Raw genomic sequence first — 18,805 nt, forward strand, 5'->3', positions numbered from 1 at the left:
TTTTCTATGAGATTTATAGCAATCCTAAATCATTTGTAAAATAGGCAAAATCCTAAATCTTTGCTGGGCAAGGGTTATAGCGATAGCTTCGGCCACTATCTTTCACGAATCATATAGGATGGCTATATGAGGTTTTCTATCAGGGTAAACGCATCTAAATTAACTAGGTTTTAAAAAATCTATATTTGTGATTTTTAACTAGTAACAATCAATAGATTTAACCTCACTAAACATTTTCTAGCGCCTCTTCAGTTATTTTCCGACATTTTAACTCATCAATTTAGGCGATGGTTCAGCTAATTTTTACAGTTTCCCGAAAAGTCGATAATTATTTACTAGCAGATGCTAAAATCTTTACTAAATAGTTATTGTCCATAGCTGCTCGATAGCGTTTCATTCTTAAACTTCCTTTAAAAGTCGTTTCTTGTTTCATGAGATTTAAAGCTAAACGACGCAGTAAAGCAAAGTTTTCAGGAGAATTATCTTTACGAATACGACTACTATCTTCAGCAAATGTGACATCTAATGTCCAATGTAAGCTGTTTTCAATACCCCAATGACTGCGAATAGCTTTACCAATTTTATTAGCATTATTTCCCAAGCTACTTACATAAAAACGAACTTCTGTGGTTGTTTTATTCCATAAACGTCGCTCACTCTTTACCATCACCATTGTGGTTAATCCTGTCCAGAGGGACTGGTTGGGAACACGGGGTAAGCTAGACACAGGAACTGCCCATACTTCTCTTTTCTCAATCCGATTATGTCCACTTTCTGTTTCTTGATAATAACTATAGTCTTTTCCGACAAAGCCAGATTTTATGGCTAAATCAAACCAAGTTTTTACTTCTTCATAAAGAAGTTTTTGATTAGCTTTTAAACCCAAAATATAATCAGCTTTTTTATTATAAATCAGGGAGGTAATCTCTTTTTGACACCCCATAGCATCAATTGTAATTATGCTTCCTTCAATTGACAACATTTCTATCAATGCAGGTATAGCAGTAATTTCATTGGATTTCTCATTAACTTTATGTTGTCCTAAGACTAATTTGTGAGAGTCAGACCATGCACTAACTATATGTAAAGCTTTTTGTTTTTGATTCCTGTCATAAGATTGCTTCAGAGTTTTGCCATCTATTGCTATAACTTTTACTCCTAGTTTTTCAGTGATTGAATTAACCCAATTTAAAAAACATTGTTGAAATTCTTCGGGATTTAATCTTGCAAAAACTCTACTAAATGTATCATGAGACGGGATTCCATTTGGTAAGTCAAGAAATTCGGATAACCATTCAAATTTAGCTTGCCCATAAGTTTCAATTCCTACCCATCCGTCAGCTCCACTGATGACAGCTAAAATAGCGATCGCTATAATATCTATTAATAAATGCTGTTTAGTTCTGTCTAATTTTGGGTCATTCAATCTTCCAAAATGGTTAGAAAAAAGGGATTTTAAAAACCTATTTTTTTTTGTATAATCCGCTTTTTCGGGTGGTTTTAAAGGGGGCATAAAACCATTTTTCATTTGTCAGACACCCTAAGGATTTCCTAAAAATCAGTCATGAATTCATTATCTCATATTTGGTGCTCAACTTAACTTGGGGTAAGATTAGCACATTTTTGCTTATTTGTCAATTTAATTTAGGTAAGCATTCAGGTGTAGGGGTTGACAAAGCCATCCCAATTACTCAAAGCCAGGAATCAGAGACAATTCGTGAGAACGCTCCCGCACTGCCAAGGAAAGAGATCGTCCCAAAAACTCAACAGCTGAACGACCCTGAGCCCGACAAGACTGAATCCCACTCAGCAATGTCGCCGAACGGATAAACCCATCCCACGAACGAGACCCACCGGCTACTTTCCGCTTAGTAACCGCCAGACGCAATGACCGCTCTGCCCGATTGTTATCGGGGGGCACTTGGGGGTAGTCAAGGAAATACCACCATTGATCAGACTTGTTCCTCAAGGACTTCAACAACAGCCCCGCTGCATGACCGGCTTTTGGACTCCAGGTCTCAATTGCCTCAGTTACTCGCCTCTTGAAAGACTCAGCCCAAGAAGCATAAGCGGATGCCTCACGGGTTTCGCGCCACTGGCGGTGTTGGGCAAAGGCTTCGTCAATCAGGTCGAGAAAAGCCTGACCCAAAGCTTGCTGATGAGGCGGTTTCAGACGAGTGACTTGCTTAAAATGTCGTCGCAGATGGGCTAAACATTTCTGCTGAGCCGTCACTTGATAGCCGTTATAGACACTGAAATCGTCTGAAATGAGGACTCCAGCAAAACTCTGACCAAGTAAGTATTCCAGTTCAACTCGTGAGCGAGTGTCTCCAGCATGGAACAAACTATATCCCTCTCCCGAGAGTACCCACATCCATTCTTTAACTCCCTTGACCAACCACGGGGACTCATCAACGTGAACGTGAGGTTGGGTCTTCACCCACTCTTTCAACTCCTTCACTTGTGATGTCAGAGCTTCAGCCACCCGCCGCGTGGTCGATTCTAGAGTTCCTAAGCTCACCTCGATTTTCCCGAACTCTCGCAACCACTCTTGTTGCTTCTGATAAGACAAATGACCGTAGTGTCCCAACCAGGCCAGCATTCCTTGCAAGTTGGCTGACAAGTCTTGTCCGGGGATGACATTTTCCGGTAACTCCCCCCCAACCAGAGTTCCACAGTGGTGACACACCCGTCGCTTCTGCTGGTACTCTACAATTTCGATGGGATGCTCTACCAGTTGAGCCACGACATAGCTTCGGGTTGACTCACACTTACTTTCCCAGTGGTTTCCCTGACATACCGGACAGCTTTGGGGTTCGACTACCACCGAGCGGTCTACTCGTCCAAATCCTTTTCGGGTTTTCCCTTTGTGTCCTGGTTGTCCTCCGGGTTTGCGTTCACAGGAGTCCGATTTCTTCTTTGTTGGTTTCTCTGACCTTTTAATCAGGTCACTTGATGGGGGCTTTGATGAGGTCTTGCTGTCTTTCGACCGCAGACTTTTGAGGTGTTCCACCTCAACCATGAGTTGTTCAATAACTTGTTGTTGTTGCAGCACCAGCTCCACCAGAACCGATTGGGGCAGGAGTTCGAGAGCTTCAAAGCTGTTGGGGATGGCTGGTGGTTTAATTTCCATGGTTCTAAAATACTAGTCATCTTTCCCCTTTTGTCAACCCCACCACCTGAATGCTTACTAATTTAGATGCGTTTGCCCTGGGTTTTCTATGAGGTTTTCTATGAGGTTTTCTATGAGGTTTATGAGGTTTTCTATGAGATTTATAGCAATCCTAAATCATTTGTAAAATAGGCAAAATCCTAAATCTTTGCTGGGCAAGGGTTATAGCGATAGCTTCGGCCACTATCTTTCACGAATCATATAGGATGGCTATATGAGGTTTTCTATGAGGTTTTCTATGAGTTTTATGAGGTTTATAAGTTTAAAAAAAATTTATAATGTATAAAGCATTGGAAGATGTATCCAAACACAATTTAAGTATTAAATTGCACAACCCCGATGCAGAATTAGGGTCAATTTTGGATGGCATCAAGTCTAATGATATTAGGCAAGTTTCTGTCTAATAAATAACCGACAGAGGACAGAAAATCAAATTTTGTCCAAAGTCCAACAGAAGATTTAGGAGTTGTATATGACTGATTTGTTAGATCCCAGAGAATTTGGACTTGGCGACGTTGCCGTCGAAGAAAACTATTATCGGGAACACGCTCTGACTTTCGATGCTTTACAGCGGCAGAGTCGTCTGCGCTGGGCTTTTGAGGAGCAGCCAGAATTCGACGCTCGAACGCGAGGATGGGTTACTCCTCCGAAGAATCAAGGAAGCTGCAGTTCCTGCTGGGCATTTGCTGCTGTTGGTACGATGGAGTCGCGAATCCTGAAAGAGAATGGGTCTGAATTTGACCTTTCAGAACAGCAGCAAGTTTCCTGCAACCTTAACCATAGTGGTTGCTGCGGAGGTAGCGGGCGTTCTCTATTGTTTTATCAAAACAATCGCCCCTGGCTTGAAACCTGCGCTCCTTACAGTGAAAGTAGGACATCTTGTCCCACTGAACGAACAAAGAATTGCCAAGACTGGCAGTGTTCCGGTGTAAACTTTGAGGTGAGAGGGTTCTACACGGTAGATCTTAATCAGGACGCGATGAAACGATCAATCATGCAGCACGGTCCTTGTTACTTTCGCTACGATGTTTACGACGATTTCTATCAGTACTGGAATTCCTCTAATGCTGGTTCGGTATACACTCAAAGTACAGGTGTAAGACTGGGAGGACACGCTGTACTTGTCATCGGTTGGAGTGACAGTAAGTTGGCTTGGTTACTCAAAAATAGCTGGGGTGACCAAGTCGGTCCCAACAAGGACGGCACGTTTTGGATAGCCTATTCAGGACATACCAGCAACCTGAACATACAGATGTTCAACTTCAGTAATTTGGTAATAACAGGTTAAACTCTTAACTAAGCGGATGCAATCGCATTCGTTAAAGGCTGAGATCTTGCACCAAGCTCAAAAAATCGAAAAAACCGGATTTTGAGAATCACCAAACCCCATTGAATTCCTTGTAATTTGGCTCAAAATCTGGTTTTCAACATTAGGTGCAAGATCTCAGCCCCCCACGGACGCAAGCGCATCCGCAATAGATGAAACTAACACATTTTACTGTAAAATCTAAAATCCTTGCTGGGTAAGGGTTTCCCAATGTGTTAGTTAAGAGTAAAGACGCTTTCTGAGTAAGGGGGTTGGTTTGCCAGAGCTTGAAGTCAAACGGATCGAGATCTATCTTTTGCGGCCCGGATGCCCGCCCGAACATTTTAGGGAGTTTGTGCGCGAGGTGACATCCCCAAGGGAGATTGAAGAAGTATTGTCAGCCTTGGTTGGCAAAATTACTCAGCCGAGCCCGTCGCTAGCCGAAGACGGTGCAGCGGTCTACGAATATCGCATTTTTCGGATTGACGGAAGTACTGAACGAAGGATATTACCCATTCGTGACAACTTAAAATAATAAGCTCTTCTAGAGTATTTGGTGATGATTGCCATGTGTAGTGATAACTTCTTCACACTTTTTGAGAACGCGAGCCAGCCTCTTGTCAATAGAGCATCTTTATTGCGGTGAGCAGTTACTGAATCTTTTGCCGTCAACGCCCTAAAACTTGTTGATGATGAAATAGTTGAGGATGATTGCACCTGGGGATTTGATCAATTGTTCCATGCCAGGAAAGCTCCAGAGATGATAGCTGCCTACACTATCGATTAGCCCACTTTCCGCTTTCCGTCTAAAACCCCAATTTCTGAACCGCCCTACCCTTAACCTCCTCACCCTGCCTATCGTACTTAGCGGTAGTCACAGGGGAAGACAGAAGAGGCGGGACTCAGTAAGTCCATTTTACCCCATCAGTTGCGTCATTTTCTGCTCACTTAGTTGAAAAAACAAGGGATTGATGATGCCCTAATCCAACCCTATTCCGGGCATTCTTCTTGATAGTCATTGGAAGTGTCTTCAAGACTGAGTATAGGGTTCGCTCAAGCGTCTTTATGACCGCTTTGGGTAATTCAAAATTCAAAATTCAAACTTCAAAATAAAGAAAATCAGTTCGCGCAGCGTGGCCTACGGCCTTAATTTGGCAATTTTTTAATTCTGGGTACAAGCCCCCACGGCAATATTATTGCAGTGGTCTTCAATCAGTGGCGGGTACAAGCCCCCACTGATAGTCATTTTGAATTAATAATTTTGAATTTTGAATTGGAGCGCGTTAAGCAGCGTGACCTGCATGTCGAGCGACTTGACCAAGTAATGGTGAAGTTCCCTGTAGGGGGATTATCGGTACTTAAAGAGGCTATAATAGTACTAGATGCGCGAGCAACTTCATCACAATTAATGGCACCGTGGATAGTCATACCCCAAACCACATCACCCCTCAACCTGACCACCTGACCATTACTACAGCAAACCTACTGGAGGCTTTTGCTGATTTCCTCGATATCGATGTGGCAGCAGGAGATGCTGCGGCTGATACCGTCAATACCTACCGCCGCCAGGTTCAGCAGTTTGTGAACTGGTGCGATCGCATAAATCTTCATCCAGCCGCAGTTACTAAAGACGACATTAAGCGTTACCGCCGCTGGATGGTAGACACTAAAAAATTTAAGCCAGCGACGGTATCACTAAAGTTGTCAGTTGTCAAGCGTTTTTATCAAGCTGCTGTGGAAAAAGGACTGATTACGATCAATCCAGCCCTTGGGGTGAAACCGCCACGGGAAAAGCTGGACCCGGCGGCAAGGATTACCTATTTGGAAAAGCCTGAAGTTGAGAAGTTGTTAGCAGCTGTAGCCAATGATGGTAGCCTTAAGGCAAAGCGGGATAAACTTCTGCTGGCAATCATGATATTGGAAGGTCCCCGTAGCATTGAGTTACATCGGGCAAATGTCTCTGATGTAGTTAAGCAGGGGGGTAATCTGGGAATTCGGGTCGAAGGGAAGCGTAATATTAGAATAGTGCCATTAACACCAGATCTTGCTGAGTTGCTGATGGCTTATCTCGAAGCAAGGGCAGAAAATGGGGAAGTGGTCAAACCATCTAGTGCTCTATTTATAGCTGTTGGAAATAGGGCGGGTGGCAAGCGGATTTCCCGGCGGGGGATTCGGCTAGTTGTAGATAGCTATTTAGAGCAAACTAACCTTAAGCAAACACCAGGAAGAACTATCTCAGCCCATAGCTTGAGACATACGGCAGGTACGTTAGCTCTCCGTTCTGGTGCTGAGTTACGGCAAGTGCAAGATTTGTTGGGACATGCTGATCCCAGAACAACTTGTATTTATGCCCACGTAGCAGATCGCTGGGAAATTGACACTCCCCGGTCTAAAGACGCGGGGATTCTTCACTCAACGATCCAACTTGCTTAACCAGGTCGAAACCAGGAAAAGTAGAGGTCGAATCTCCTGAAGCGTTGGGATCTACGTTCGCGTAGCGTGACCTACGGTCAATCCAGGTTCCGGTGTGCCCCACCGTACCCAAGGCTCTCTTTAAAATGTTGATCGCAGCGTTGTGGTCACGGTCTAATTCACAGCCACATTTGCAGACGTGAGTTCTAGTAGATAGTGACTTCTTCACAACTTCGCCGCACTCAGAGCAGTTTTGACTTGTATAGGCAGGATTCACCGCAACAGTGACCCTGCCAAATTTCTGCCCAAAATGCTCCAACCATTTCCTAAATTGATACCAACCTGCGTCGTTAATAGACTTAGCCAGACAGTGATTCTTGACCAGGTTTTTGACTCTTAAATCTTCATAGGCGACCAGGTCGTTAGACCGGACTACGCAACGTGCCAGTCTCTTGGCATGTTCTTCACGCTGCCTACTTATTTTAAGATGCTGTCTACCTAGTCTATTAACGGCTTTGTTACGGTTAGATGAGCCTTTTTTCTTGCGAGATACTCGACGCTGATCAAACTTTAGACGCTTTTCTGCCTTACGGTAAAATCTGGGATTGGGTTCGGTATTTCCCCTAGAATCGGTATAAAACTCTTTTAGTCCTACATCCAGTCCTACGGTGGCATCTGCTGGATCCAACTGTTCACTTACATCAACAGAAATGCAAAACTGAACATAATAACCATCAGCCCTTTTGACAATCCGAACCCGTTTGATAAGCTTTTCATCAAAGCGCCACAAGTCCCAAGTGCCTTTGAGTTTTAGTTTCCCGATTCCTTTCTTATCGCTGAAGGTAATTGATTTCTTGTCAGAAGAAAGCTTCCATCCTGATTGCTTATACTCAACCGACCTACAGTGTTTATGAAAACGAGGATAGCCTTTCTTCCCAGGTACTTTTTTCTTGCAGTTTTCAAAGAAGCGAGAAATTGATGACCATGCTCTTTCAGCCGCAGCTTGTCGAGCAGTAGAGTTTAGTTCATTGGCAAACGGGAAATTCTTGGCTAGTATTCTACAGTACTTGTTTAAGTCGTATTTATTCAACCCTTTATTGTCCATCCACAGACGAAGACAACTATTTCTCACGAACTTGACTGTCCGGATTGCCTCGTTTACTGCTTGATATTGGTGGGGTTTTCCGTATGCTTTAAACTCTACTATGATCATCAGAAATCGACCTTTTCTGTTCTGTTATTATGCTACCACAACTAGCGCAAACTAGCAAGTGTTTAGTGATATTTTTCTTAAAGGCGACTAAAGTCGCTATGCACTTTCATCTCCGCTCTAAAGAGACGGAGTTTTCAGTGTGAGGCGTTCTAATAATCCAGCATTGAAGCTGGGCATTAACCTATCGTGATCATCTCAAGGGGAAATGAATAGCTAATTATTTTGGCAACTGGGGAACAGTAACTGGCACTCCTCCTTGGTGAAGGGATTGGCTTAAACAAGTGAGAATGTGTACTAATTGAGCACCAACCCAGCCAGATGATATTGATGAAGGTTGGGACAAGCGGACACTGTTAAGAAAGCGATCGCATACTGAATAAAGTGGTTCAAATGATTCGAGATCAAGAACTTCACGATGTTGACCAGCAGGGATAAAGTACTCCCCGTTCTGTTCAAAATAACCATGTTGGATAGTTAGGGGTGCTTGGGCAACCATTTCATCAAAAATCAAGGTTCCCTGTGTTCCTACAATCCCAAGCCGCCGCTGTTTATCTGGATTGAGCCAGCACAGATGAATGAATGCTTGGAAGCCAGTGGGATAGGTAAGTGTGACCTGAACTAAGTCAGCTAATCCTTGAGGGGTTGAAGGTTGGAGGTTGGCAGGTTGAAGGTTAGCAGGTTGAAGGTTAGCAGGTTGAAGGTTAGCAGGTTGAAGGTTAGCAGGTTGAAGGTTAGTAGGTTGAAGGTTAGCAGGTTGAAGGTTAGCAGGTTGAAGGTTAGGAGGTTGAAGGTTAGGAGGTTGAAGGTTATCGGGTTTAAGGTTATCTGTTGTAACCGGCAAGTTGCTAACTTGAAAGTCTTTTTGAAACTGTAGCCACACCCTACCAGTAGCTTGGACTTGAACAGGTAGCTGTCCTAAGCAATGGTTGAAAATAGCAATGTCGTGAATGGCTAAATCCCAGAGAGAATCGACATCTTGACGTACTGGTCCTAAGTTAGTACGGGCGGCGTATCCATAGCGTAAGTCTCCTAAGCATCCTGAGTTCACAACCTCTTGAGCACGCTTGACCGCTGGGTGAAATAGATAGGTATGGTCAACCATGAGCTGTCGCTGCTGTTCTTGAGCCAGGTCGCACAATTCTAGACACTCAGCCACATCAAGGGTTAAGGGTTTTTCTGCTAAGACGTGTTTCCCCTGCTGTAGAGCATCCTTAATTAGGGTGTAATGGGTAACTGCTGGAGTAGCAATTACTACTGCCTCAATTGTCGGGATATCCCGTATCGATTCCCAATCTGTTGCCAAACGTACCTCAGGAGCGAGGTTATATTTATCTTTAATTGCTGCTAAGGTTTCTGGGTATGGATCAACCACTGCCACTAAGCAAGCATCAGGGTGTGTCAAAAAATTCCTGACCAAGTGTTTGCCCCAGCGACCTGCTCCCAATATCGCTACTCCGGTTTGTTTCATTTTTCGCCTCTCAATTCCAGAAATGCTTGTTTGGCTGCTGCTTGTTCCGCAGCTTTTTTCGATCTTCCTGTACCTTCACCTAATTGTCGATTTTGTAGCCAAACTTGGGCAGTGAAGCGGTTGTTTGCCCCATGCACTTGTAGGTTTTCCGTCAGATGATACTTTGGGAGCAGTTTGTAGTGAGCTTGAGTCCATTCCTGAAGAGCATCTTTGTAGTTTTGGCGGGCGGGGTCTTGACGAATTTCAGTAGTCAGTTTTTGTAAGTGAGGGTCTAGCCAAGGACGGACTAATTCTAGGGTATGGGTACTTAAATATAATGCTCCCAATACTGCTTCAAAGGCATCAGCTAACCGGGATGTTTCCCCAGCTTTGTCCCCAGCGGCACTATTGGAAACGAGTAAATAACGCTCTAGCCCATAGCTGCGAGCGAGTTGAGACAGAATGCGATCGCTTACCAGTACAGAACGAATGGCAGCAAACTCACCAACGGAAGAGTTAGGATAATTTTCCCATAGCCATTCTGAGCTAGCTAAACGTATAACAGCATCACCAACAAATTCCAACTGCTCATAGTTGTGTTCTGCTGAGATACTACAATGAGTCAGTGCTAAATCTAGCAACAACCAATTCACAGCTGTAGTCTGAGATAGTCCTAACTTTTGAACTAACTTCTCTAATTGCTTCTGACGACGGGGGTCTTTGATGGTCATGGGTTGTCTTTTGTCCTGAGTCAGAGAGTCTTTTGTGACTAACCAGAGTCTGGGAGTACTAATGACTAATGACTAATGACTAAATTGAGAGAAAGTCGGACATAAGCCGGGTTCTGTTCTCCCTAGCAACAATCAACATGCTACTAAAGAGGGTGGTTATCTATCTAGGACGGCTGTTACCAGACGCCTCATGCGGTTCTCCATATCCGGAACTGGTAAAAGACCAACCGTAGTTCCTCTCGACCTTGCTCCCAACCGGGGTTTACCGAGCCAGCACCTCTCGATGCTGCTGGTGCGCTCTTACCACACCTTTGCACCCTTACCTGTGAAAGAATCAGGAAAAAGGCCGGAAGAATACATTCATCCTGGAGCCTTCTACCTTTATCCTTCCCATCGGCGGTATGTTTCTGTGGCACTATCCTCACGGTCACCCGCACTGGGCGTTACCCAGCAAGTTTGGTCTTTCGGGAGCCCGGACTTTCCTCAGACTCGCAGAAAAATGCGAATCCGCAACCACCTGCGCCTACTTTCTCTCTACTCTAGTTTAGACTTGATTAGGGATTGGTTGTTAGCTGCTGGAGTTGGAGTTAATCCAGAGGCAGACACCATTATCTGTCCCAGGAGCAACAACTAGGGAAATGGAATGGGCATTGGAACCGCTACGCGAACGCAAAAGCTAATCCTCTAGAATTTGTTGGATTACACTCCTAAGATCTTTGTCATCAGGGCGTTTTTCAAACTGCTCATGAGTGTATATCCAAACAAGTGTAATAACTGATCTGTTTGTATTAACTACATAGATCAATCTGATTTGTCCAGAAGCGCCTTGGGCAAACCTAAACTCTAGTTTATGAAATGTGCATCCTTGCGGTAACTTACTCTTTTTTGGTAAAGGTTCTTGGCGGGAATTCCTGGGATATGGGTCTTGTTTTAAATTTTCTACGATTTGGGTGACAAGCTCAACAAAGCTATTCCCGTGAACTTTCGCAACTTTTTTTAAAGAAGGCTTGAACTTATGTGACGCTTCAATCGAGAAGGGATTTGATCCAGTCACCCACTTCTCCTTTACAAATAAGATTTGAAGATGGAGAAGTAAAAGCGTCCTCCAAAACTGCTGATATCACCGATTCATATGCAGGGTGCTGACGTTCTATTTCATCAAGCTTCTGCTCACCTAGTGCTTTCATATCCTTACGAAGAATTGGCTCAGTTGACCTAGCGTCAGATCGTAAACCTTTGCGAGCTTTTTGCCAAGGAAACTCGCAGTGGGTCATATTACTAAGTCGAAAAGCATGGTAGCCACCAAAATAGTCCCAAGTTTCTTCTAGAAGCTCTATCTTCTCATCAGGGATAGTTGAGAGGAAGTCTTTTTTAGGGATAGGTAATTGCTCAGCTTCAAACTTACTGTAAAAGCTGTAAGCACGAGGACACACAGGACCGTATCGCCATGCTTGAATTTGTTCATCAAACAATGGCTGATCGTAAAGGGCTAGATGTAGGCTTTGTGCATAATACAGAAGCTTTTGAAGCTTCATGTTGGTCATTTCAGCTTCCATGCCATCATCGTAAGCTTTTACGATGAAGTAGCGAGCCGCATTGAGACAATCAAGCATAACTTAGACTCGCAAATCTAATTTAAATAACCTTTAATAGTAGCAATTTATCATAATTGCTTGTCTGTACCATTATAACCCAAAATAAGTCAATAGTACATTTATACTATTGACTAGACCAGTTGTTCGCGTAGCATGGCCAAAAGGCCATCGATAGCAATCCGATTTTAGTGGTGAAACACCACAAGAGGGAGAGAGGGGTAAGAAGGGAAAGAATATGACTATTTTTATTAACAAATTAATTTCCATCGGGCTGGATCACGTACAAGGAAATCTAGCTTGATGGGATCACTCTCAAATAACTATTGCGCTGAAAATACTCTTCGACGAAGATGCCTCAAGTAGTGGCATTGGTGAATATTGGAATCCAAAGGATAGTTGCCTCAGTTACCAATTAAGTAGTGGGACAAACGTTTTGATAACTGTGTTAACTTTGGTGAAGTTAACTCAAAGCTGATCAGCTATAAAGATGGTTCGTATTTTACATTTCTTAATATAATTTCATTTATTTATTGATTTCCGACTAATTACCAAGTACTAATTACTAAGTACTTGGTAATTAGTACTAATTACCAAGTACTAATTACCAATTACCAATTACCGATGAGTCTTGGAGCAGGTACAAAAGCATCTAGACTTGAGTCAGCACTGACAAACAAGTAAAACCTACTCTTGAGGAGGGTTTGCATTGACTGAAAACCAAATTTCCCTCCAGACAATCTCGCGTAGTGAACTGCGACAGCTGGTGCGTTCTCAACTGCAGATACTGCTGGAGCAAGGTAATCTTCAGGGTGCTAAGCAAGTGCTGGTACCAGTACAACCAGTAGACATTGCGGAAGCGATTGAAGGATTACCGGAAGCAATGCAAGTGATTGCCTTCCGCTTATTGTCTAAATCTGAGGCCATTGAGGTGTATGAAAATCTTGACTCCAGTGTCCAACAGTCTCTAGTTGAGAAGTTTAAACATCAGGAGGTACTGGATATCGTAGATAAGATGTCGCCAGATGATCGAGCGAAGTTGTTTGATGAGTTACCAGCTAAGGTAGTCCGACGCTTGCAGTCACAGTTAAGTCCCAAGGAGCGCCGAGCAACAGCCCTGTTGTTGGGGTATGAGGAGGGAACAGCAGGGCGAATCATGACCCCTGAATATATTTCCCTCAAGGAAAACTTGACGGTTAGCGAGACCTTGGATCAGATTCGTAGCTTAGCCAAAACCTCGGAAGTCGTATATTACCTATATATAACTGATAACTCTCGACATTTGACTGGGATTGTTTCCCTGCGGGATTTGGTGATTTCTTCCACCGAGACCACCATGGGTGAAATTATGACTCGTGATGTGGTTTATGTCCATACCTATGCAGACCAGGAAGAGGTAGCACGGATGATCCAACGCTATGACTTTCTGGCTGTACCAGTGGTTGACCGGGAGCAGCGTCTAGTGGGTATTGTCACTGTGGATGATGTGATTGATATCTTGGAGCAGGAAGCAACAGAAGATATGTACGCGGTCGGTGGTGGTGTCCAATCGGAGGGAGATAATTATTTTCAAACCAATTTATTCACAGTTGCCCGCCGACGGGTAGTTTGGTTATTTGTCTTGTTACTCACTAATACGGTTACGGGTACGATTATAAAGTCCCAAGAGTCTATTTTGCAGCAGGTTGTTACCCTAGCAGCTTTTATCCCTTTACTCACTGGCACTGGTGGTAATGTGGGAGCTCAGTCTTCTACGGTGGTGATTCGCGGCTTGAATACTGATGAAATTCGTGACTTAGGCCCCGGTCAAGTGATTTGGCGAGAGGCACTGGCGGGGTTATTACTAGGAGTAATTCTGGGTACGATGGCTACTGGATGGGCTTACTGGTTACAAGGAGATTTGTCAGTAGCCCTATCGGTGGGAGTGAGTCTGATTGCGATCGCACTTTTAGCATCAATTGCCGGTTCAGCCTTACCGTTTCTGTTCCGTCATCTAGGCTTAGACCCAGCCCTGATGTCCGCACCATTCATTACAACAGTTGTTGATGTCTTGGGTGTGCTGATTTATTTCAATATTGCTAAATCAGTCTTAGGGCTTTAGCATCAAAGGCAAAAGGGAACAGGGAACAGGGAACAGGGAACAAAAAAAACTAATCTGTACTTAAAATTGTCGCAAATCGCTAAAATTAACTGTATAACTAACTGTATAATTAACAGTCCTGGTGCCAGTACTTTTGAACCTCCCCACCCGTCGCAGGGATGGGGATTCCCAGGCACAACCTAAATGGCTGTTAATTCCGTGGGCGTAACTTTCCCTCGGACCGTTCGCGTAGCGTGGCCTATGGCCAGGGTAGCTGAGTGGGGTCAATACCCAGTTGTTTTAGACCCTTATTCCTGATATTTACTCCGCCATTTATATCGGCATCATCGTGATACCCACATTCAGTGCAGACAAATTTCTCACCACTTCGGTTATCTGCACTGATGTAATGGCATTTTGGGCACTGTTGAGATGTATGTCTTGGGTTAACTTTAATCACAGGAATGCCTGACTTTGCAGCCACGACTTCTACCTTTTTGATTAGTTCTCCCCAGGCAGCATCAGAGATTACACGATTAAGCCCCTTTTTGGCAGATTGCCCGTTGGGATCATAACCACCATTTTCATTGGGCTTAGGCTTACAACGGGATTTCATTCCCCTGATATTTAAATCTTCAAATATCAGGGCGTCTGTGCCATCGGTTAACTCCTTTGCCACCTGCCAATGGTATGCAGAACGCTTATTACTTATATTCTCGTGTAAAGAGGCAACCTTACCAAATAATTTCTGGCGATTATTAGATCCTTTTTTCTTTCGACTTGCAGCTCTTTGTCTAAGTTTCAAACGTCTTGCTTGACGCTTGAATTTATTGGTATTAGCCGGATTTACGATAGTCTCCCCGTCAGAAGTGCTAACCAGCTTTTTGATCCCAAGATCACATCCCTTGACGCGACCTGGCCTAATCTCGTTGACTGTTTTGACTGGAGACAATGGAACCGACTTGTCTTCAATTTGAATACTGACAAACCAACCCCGAGATTTTCTGCGTACTGTTACAGATTTCATCGTAAAACCGTCTGGTATAGGACGGGAGTTGTAAAAGCCCATCCAGCCAATTCCAGGTAAATAGATTTGATCGCGTAGCGTCGGCTCTCCCGAATCGCTGTCTAGTTTTACCTGACCTGGGGAATACTTGAAGCTCCGATAGCGAGAACGTCTTTTAGGTCTAGGGTACTTAGCCTCCCCTTTAAAAAACTTCGTGAAAGCAGTATCCAACTGTCTTAACATTTGTTGTAAAACAGTTGAGTGAATTTTTTTATACCAAGGACGTTGTTTCTTTAGCACAGGAAGAGTTGAGCTTTGAATCTCGTAAGCATTACGCCTAGGATTTTTATGGCTCTTTTTCCATGGATAGCCAACAGAGCTTGATTTACTTACCGAGCAAGTAAGTGGGCACGCTTCTCCATAACTCCTTAGATCGCAGTAATTACCCAGCTTTGGAGACCTGGCTTGTTCATAAGAATCATTCCTGTCTCTCAACAAATAATTATATTGGGCTAACAACATGTCTAGCCATTCAACCATGGTGGCTTTTTGCTGAGGACTAGGTTTGAGTTTGTAGACGTAACCCAGTTGCATATAATCGATATATTAACTATGTTATATTAATAATACAATACCAAAATTAATATGACAATATAATGGTAAAAAAATCTAGAAAAGTAGGAGGCACCTGTCTTTATTACGAACCAAAAACAACACACACCATCAAGGCAAAAAATACAGCCTGGAACGGATTAAAGCAGTTAGCACTCAAAGCAGACTTAAGTTGATCTGAGTATGTACGAATTACTGGGGAGAACCGGCATATTGCCTGACTTATCGATTGTAGCTTGCACTATTTGAGAGGAAAAAGAATATTTCCTCTCAAACTCTCCCTTTTGATAAACCGAGAAATCTTCTGCACCCATAGAGGCTTCCGGTATGATTGAAACGCGATCGCTTCCCCAAGCTTCCTTAGCTGCTGCTTCCAACAACTGAGTTAAGGCGAGGTCATTTTGTACTGATGGTACTCCCCGCTGATAGTTGATGTGATAGCGAGCGCCATAAGCATTACAGACATTGGCCACAATCTTTTCAATCCAATTGGGTAAGTCAGCATAGGTTTGGGGATGAAGCGATCGCACTGTTCCTACTAGCTGCACTTGGTCAGCAATAATATTCGGAGCTCGCCCACCACTAATTTGTCCAATTGTCAAGACCATCGGGTGTAATGGGTTCTGGGTGCGACTAATAGCTTGTTGGAGGGTGGTAATCACCTGGGCAGCAATCCAAATCGCGTCAATAGCTTGGTGAGGGCGAGCTCCATGACCGGATTCTCCCATAATTACGATTTCTAAATCATCCGCTGCTGCTGTTAATGCCCCATAGCGGATACCAATAGACCCTGCTGGAATTGATGGGAAAACGTGAAGACCAAAGATAGCACTGACATCCTTCATTCCCCCATCTTTAACAATCCAGTTTGCACCTTGAGCAATTTCCTCAGCGGGTTGGAACAGAAAGCGAGTATTACCAGGAAACCTTTCTCCGAGCTGGGATAGAACCATAGCTGTGCCTAAGCCTACAGTTGTGTGGACATCATGACCACAGGCATGCATAATTCCCGGTTGATGTGAGGCAAAATCCAGACAAGTTTGTTCGGTGATGGGTAGAGCGTCCATATCAGTGCGCAGTGCGACTAATCGCTCATCGGTACCACCAATCAATTCACCGATAAGACCAGTTTTGCCAATCCCTTCTTGTACATTAAGACCACAGGAGGATAAGATCTCAGCTACGTAAGCCGCTGTTTGGTGTTCTTGACCACTCAATTCTGGGTGAGAATGGAGATGACGGCGAATTTCTATCAGACGCGGGGCAATTTCTTGGGCTAACTCTTTAATCTGGGAGAGCATGCTGCTAGATTAAATTTTTTGATACTTAACTCTTTATACTTCTTTTTTAATTGTTGTTGGATAAATCTTCTTTTCGAGAGAGAATGTAATAGTTCGAGATTTTATCGAACTGAAAATCTGGGGCTTTGCCCATCAAAGCATATGCCCATAGGGCATATGAACCTCAAGCTGATGACTGATAGCTGAACGCGCACGCGTGCGTGGCACAGGCTTCTAGCCTGTGATAAGTGCGCATATGCTTACACCTTTTTAGCTTTTATTATCTTGAGACATGAGACTAAAAACACGACTCCCAATTGGTGCAGTTCTGCTGGGATCGATAATTACATCCACAAGAAAAGGAACAGTAGATGCCATTGCCACCTCCAGTGCTGGTTGAAGACCGGACTCTCTTTTGACACGAATGCCATCTGCTCCTATTCCATTCGCTATCGCTACGAAATCTGCCTGGGGAAATTGCGTATCTGCTCCCTTCAGTTTCCGTAAATAATTTCCCTGTTGGCACATATTGTAACAAGCGTCATTGAGAACAATCCAAACAGCAGGAATTCCATATTTGACTGCTGTATTAATTTCATTATTCATTAGCATAGCTCCATCCCCAACAATAGCGACTGCTTTACAATTTCCTGCTAAAGCCGCGCCCAAAACCCCAGTAGTAATGTGCCCCATTGCACCCCAGTTAGTACTAATTCGGTAACGAGGTTGAGTAAATTGCAGTAGGTGAGTAGTCCAAGCAAAGGAATTACCAGCCTCAGCCATGATAATCGCATTATTTGGAACGACAATCATCTGTTGAATAACATTCATTAATACTTCTGGTCTTACAGGACTTTCTGAAGTCGAATCAATGACATTAAATTGAGGACAAGGTAGAGATATAACGTTTGGTTTGTGAGCAAGTGGAAATTTGTCTAGTAGTGCCTTTAGAAACATTTTCAGTTCTGAGTGAATAGAAAATGTTTCCGCAGATGGGTAGGCAGATCCTGGTACGTCTGGATCAATATCCACATGGATGAATCCCCTTTCAGGAACCATTAATGAACTCCAAAAGGAAGTAGGTTCACCTAGACGTGTTCCCAAAACCAATATTCGCAATGGACTTTTTTCCTGCATATATTTCATCACTGAGTCATGTCCACTGAGACCTGTGACACCAATAAACTGAGGGTGATCTTCAGGAAAAATGCCCTTGGCACGGGGGGAACACATCACCGCTGCGGCTGTTCTTTCGGCAAATTGACGAATTTCGGAAGCAGCACCCCTAGCACCAAAACCAACCCAGATGGCAAATGACCCTTCACAGAGTAACTTTACGCATTCTGAAATTACTTCTTCCCCAGCAGTAGGTGGAGAGAGAGAGAAGGTGACACGGGGCAATGATTCGGTAACAAAATTGGTTTGAATATCTGTAGGAATACTAATATGGCTGACGAACCCGTCTGGTTTTGCCATTCCAATGGTCAGTCGGCGAGCAATCTCTGGTAGTTGATCGGATGACTCAATAACAGTAGCATAATGAAACATCTGACCGGAAGTAAAAAAGCCTAGGCCAGACATTGTATAAGCACTGGTTTCTTGACAAGCCCACCGTCCGCGATTAGCAACAGAGGTGAAACCGGAAAGAAGAATTATCTTTGCTCCTTCACTTCTGGCGGCCATAATACCAGTTAAAACGTTAGTGATGCCTGGACCTGTTGTAGTAAATACAACCACAGGGCGTTCACTCGCTAAATATGCTTCAGTGGCAGCAAAAGCAGCTCCAGATTCATGGCGGAAGTGAAGCACTTTAATCGGGCTTTGTTCCAAGGTAGTCCATAGAGATGCAATTGCACCTCCTGAAACCCCAAAGGCATACTTTACCCCCAGTTCTAGAAGCATTTCCACTACTGCCTCTGAAATAGACTTGAGACTACTAGTTTCTTTCATCTTG

General features: G+C 43.8%; 15 protein-coding genes and 1 other RNA gene. 5 read left to right on the plus strand and 11 right to left on the minus strand.

Going from position 1 to position 18,805, the window contains the following annotated elements; translation table 11 throughout:
* Positions 1 to 328: 328 nt before the first annotated feature.
* Together F6K52_RS01335 and F6K52_RS01340 are read right to left on the minus strand one after the other, a co-directional pair.
* Entirely contained in the window at positions 329 to 1,528 is a 1,200-nt protein-coding gene (locus F6K52_RS01335; protein WP_293072883.1) for an ISAs1 family transposase, read from the minus strand.
* Between the two features lie 159 nt (positions 1,529 to 1,687).
* Positions 1,688 to 3,133 carry an IS66 family transposase gene (locus F6K52_RS01340; RefSeq protein WP_293072886.1) on the minus strand — a complete coding sequence of 482 codons (1,446 nt, stop codon included), beginning with the start codon at positions 3,131 to 3,133 and terminating at the stop codon, positions 1,688 to 1,690.
* A gap of 317 nt (positions 3,134 to 3,450) precedes the next feature.
* On the opposite strand from F6K52_RS01340, the gene F6K52_RS01345 reads away from it, so the two are divergent.
* From F6K52_RS01345 to F6K52_RS01360, 4 genes are all read left to right on the plus strand, one after another.
* On the plus strand, positions 3,451 to 3,576 hold the full coding sequence (locus F6K52_RS01345) for a hypothetical protein (protein WP_293072888.1): 126 nt from the start codon (positions 3,451 to 3,453) through the stop codon (positions 3,574 to 3,576).
* Positions 3,577 to 3,644: 68 nt separating this feature from the next.
* Positions 3,645 to 4,460, plus strand: coding sequence for a C1 family peptidase (locus F6K52_RS01350; RefSeq protein ID WP_293072890.1), 816 nt, complete (start codon positions 3,645 to 3,647; stop codon positions 4,458 to 4,460).
* 382 nt (positions 4,461 to 4,842) lie between these two features.
* Positions 4,843 to 5,013 (plus strand): hypothetical protein, encoded by a 171-nt coding sequence (locus F6K52_RS01355; protein WP_293072893.1) that lies wholly within the window; start codon positions 4,843 to 4,845, stop codon positions 5,011 to 5,013.
* A gap of 881 nt (positions 5,014 to 5,894) precedes the next feature.
* On the plus strand, positions 5,895 to 6,911 hold the full coding sequence (locus F6K52_RS01360; RefSeq protein WP_293072896.1) for a tyrosine-type recombinase/integrase: 1,017 nt from the start codon (positions 5,895 to 5,897) through the stop codon (positions 6,909 to 6,911).
* On the opposite strand, the gene F6K52_RS01365 is transcribed toward F6K52_RS01360, so the two are convergent.
* The 6 genes from F6K52_RS01365 to F6K52_RS01390 form a co-directional block, all read right to left on the minus strand.
* A complete protein-coding gene (locus F6K52_RS01365; RefSeq protein WP_293072899.1) occupies positions 6,868 to 8,103 on the minus strand; it encodes a transposase in 1,236 nt (411 codons plus the stop codon). The genes F6K52_RS01360 and F6K52_RS01365 overlap by 44 nt on opposite strands.
* A gap of 217 nt (positions 8,104 to 8,320) precedes the next feature.
* The gene (locus F6K52_RS01370) at positions 8,321 to 9,571 is read right to left on the minus strand and encodes a Gfo/Idh/MocA family oxidoreductase (protein WP_293072903.1); all 1,251 of its coding nucleotides are present in this window, start codon (positions 9,569 to 9,571) and stop codon (positions 8,321 to 8,323) included.
* Complete coding sequence (rnc, locus tag F6K52_RS01375; protein WP_293072906.1) at positions 9,568 to 10,281, minus strand: ribonuclease III; 714 nt, start codon at positions 10,279 to 10,281, stop codon at positions 9,568 to 9,570. The genes F6K52_RS01370 and rnc overlap by 4 nt, the downstream gene beginning before the upstream one ends.
* 86 nt (positions 10,282 to 10,367) lie before the next feature.
* Positions 10,368 to 10,812: RNase P RNA component class A (gene rnpB, locus F6K52_RS01380), an RNA gene on the minus strand.
* Positions 10,813 to 10,957: 145 nt separating this feature from the next.
* Positions 10,958 to 11,335, minus strand: coding sequence for a hypothetical protein (locus F6K52_RS01385; protein ID WP_293072908.1), 378 nt, complete (start codon positions 11,333 to 11,335; stop codon positions 10,958 to 10,960).
* On the minus strand, positions 11,307 to 11,894 hold the full coding sequence (locus tag F6K52_RS01390; protein WP_293072911.1) for a type II toxin-antitoxin system antitoxin SocA domain-containing protein: 588 nt from the start codon (positions 11,892 to 11,894) through the stop codon (positions 11,307 to 11,309). The genes F6K52_RS01385 and F6K52_RS01390 overlap by 29 nt, the downstream gene beginning before the upstream one ends.
* Before the next feature lie 688 nt (positions 11,895 to 12,582).
* Here F6K52_RS01390 and mgtE point away from each other — a divergent pair.
* The gene (mgtE, locus tag F6K52_RS01395) at positions 12,583 to 13,974 is read left to right on the plus strand and encodes a magnesium transporter (protein ID WP_293072914.1); all 1,392 of its coding nucleotides are present in this window, start codon (positions 12,583 to 12,585) and stop codon (positions 13,972 to 13,974) included.
* 238 nt (positions 13,975 to 14,212) lie between these two features.
* On the opposite strand, the gene F6K52_RS01400 is transcribed toward mgtE, so the two are convergent.
* From F6K52_RS01400 to F6K52_RS01410, 3 genes are all read right to left on the minus strand, one after another.
* Positions 14,213 to 15,553, minus strand: a complete 1,341-nt coding sequence (locus F6K52_RS01400) for a transposase (protein ID WP_293072917.1) — start codon at positions 15,551 to 15,553, stop codon at positions 14,213 to 14,215.
* Positions 15,554 to 15,738: 185 nt separating this feature from the next.
* On the minus strand, positions 15,739 to 16,872 hold the full coding sequence (locus tag F6K52_RS01405) for an amidohydrolase (protein WP_293072920.1): 1,134 nt from the start codon (positions 16,870 to 16,872) through the stop codon (positions 15,739 to 15,741).
* A gap of 249 nt (positions 16,873 to 17,121) precedes the next feature.
* The gene (locus F6K52_RS01410) at positions 17,122 to 18,801 is read right to left on the minus strand and encodes a ScyA-related TPP-binding enzyme (protein ID WP_293072923.1); all 1,680 of its coding nucleotides are present in this window, start codon (positions 18,799 to 18,801) and stop codon (positions 17,122 to 17,124) included.
* Between the last annotated feature and the right edge of the window lie 4 nt (positions 18,802 to 18,805).

It is taken from the genome of Moorena sp. SIO3H5, from assembly GCF_010692395.1.
Taxonomy (GTDB): Bacteria; Cyanobacteriota; Cyanobacteriia; order Cyanobacteriales; family Coleofasciculaceae; genus Moorena.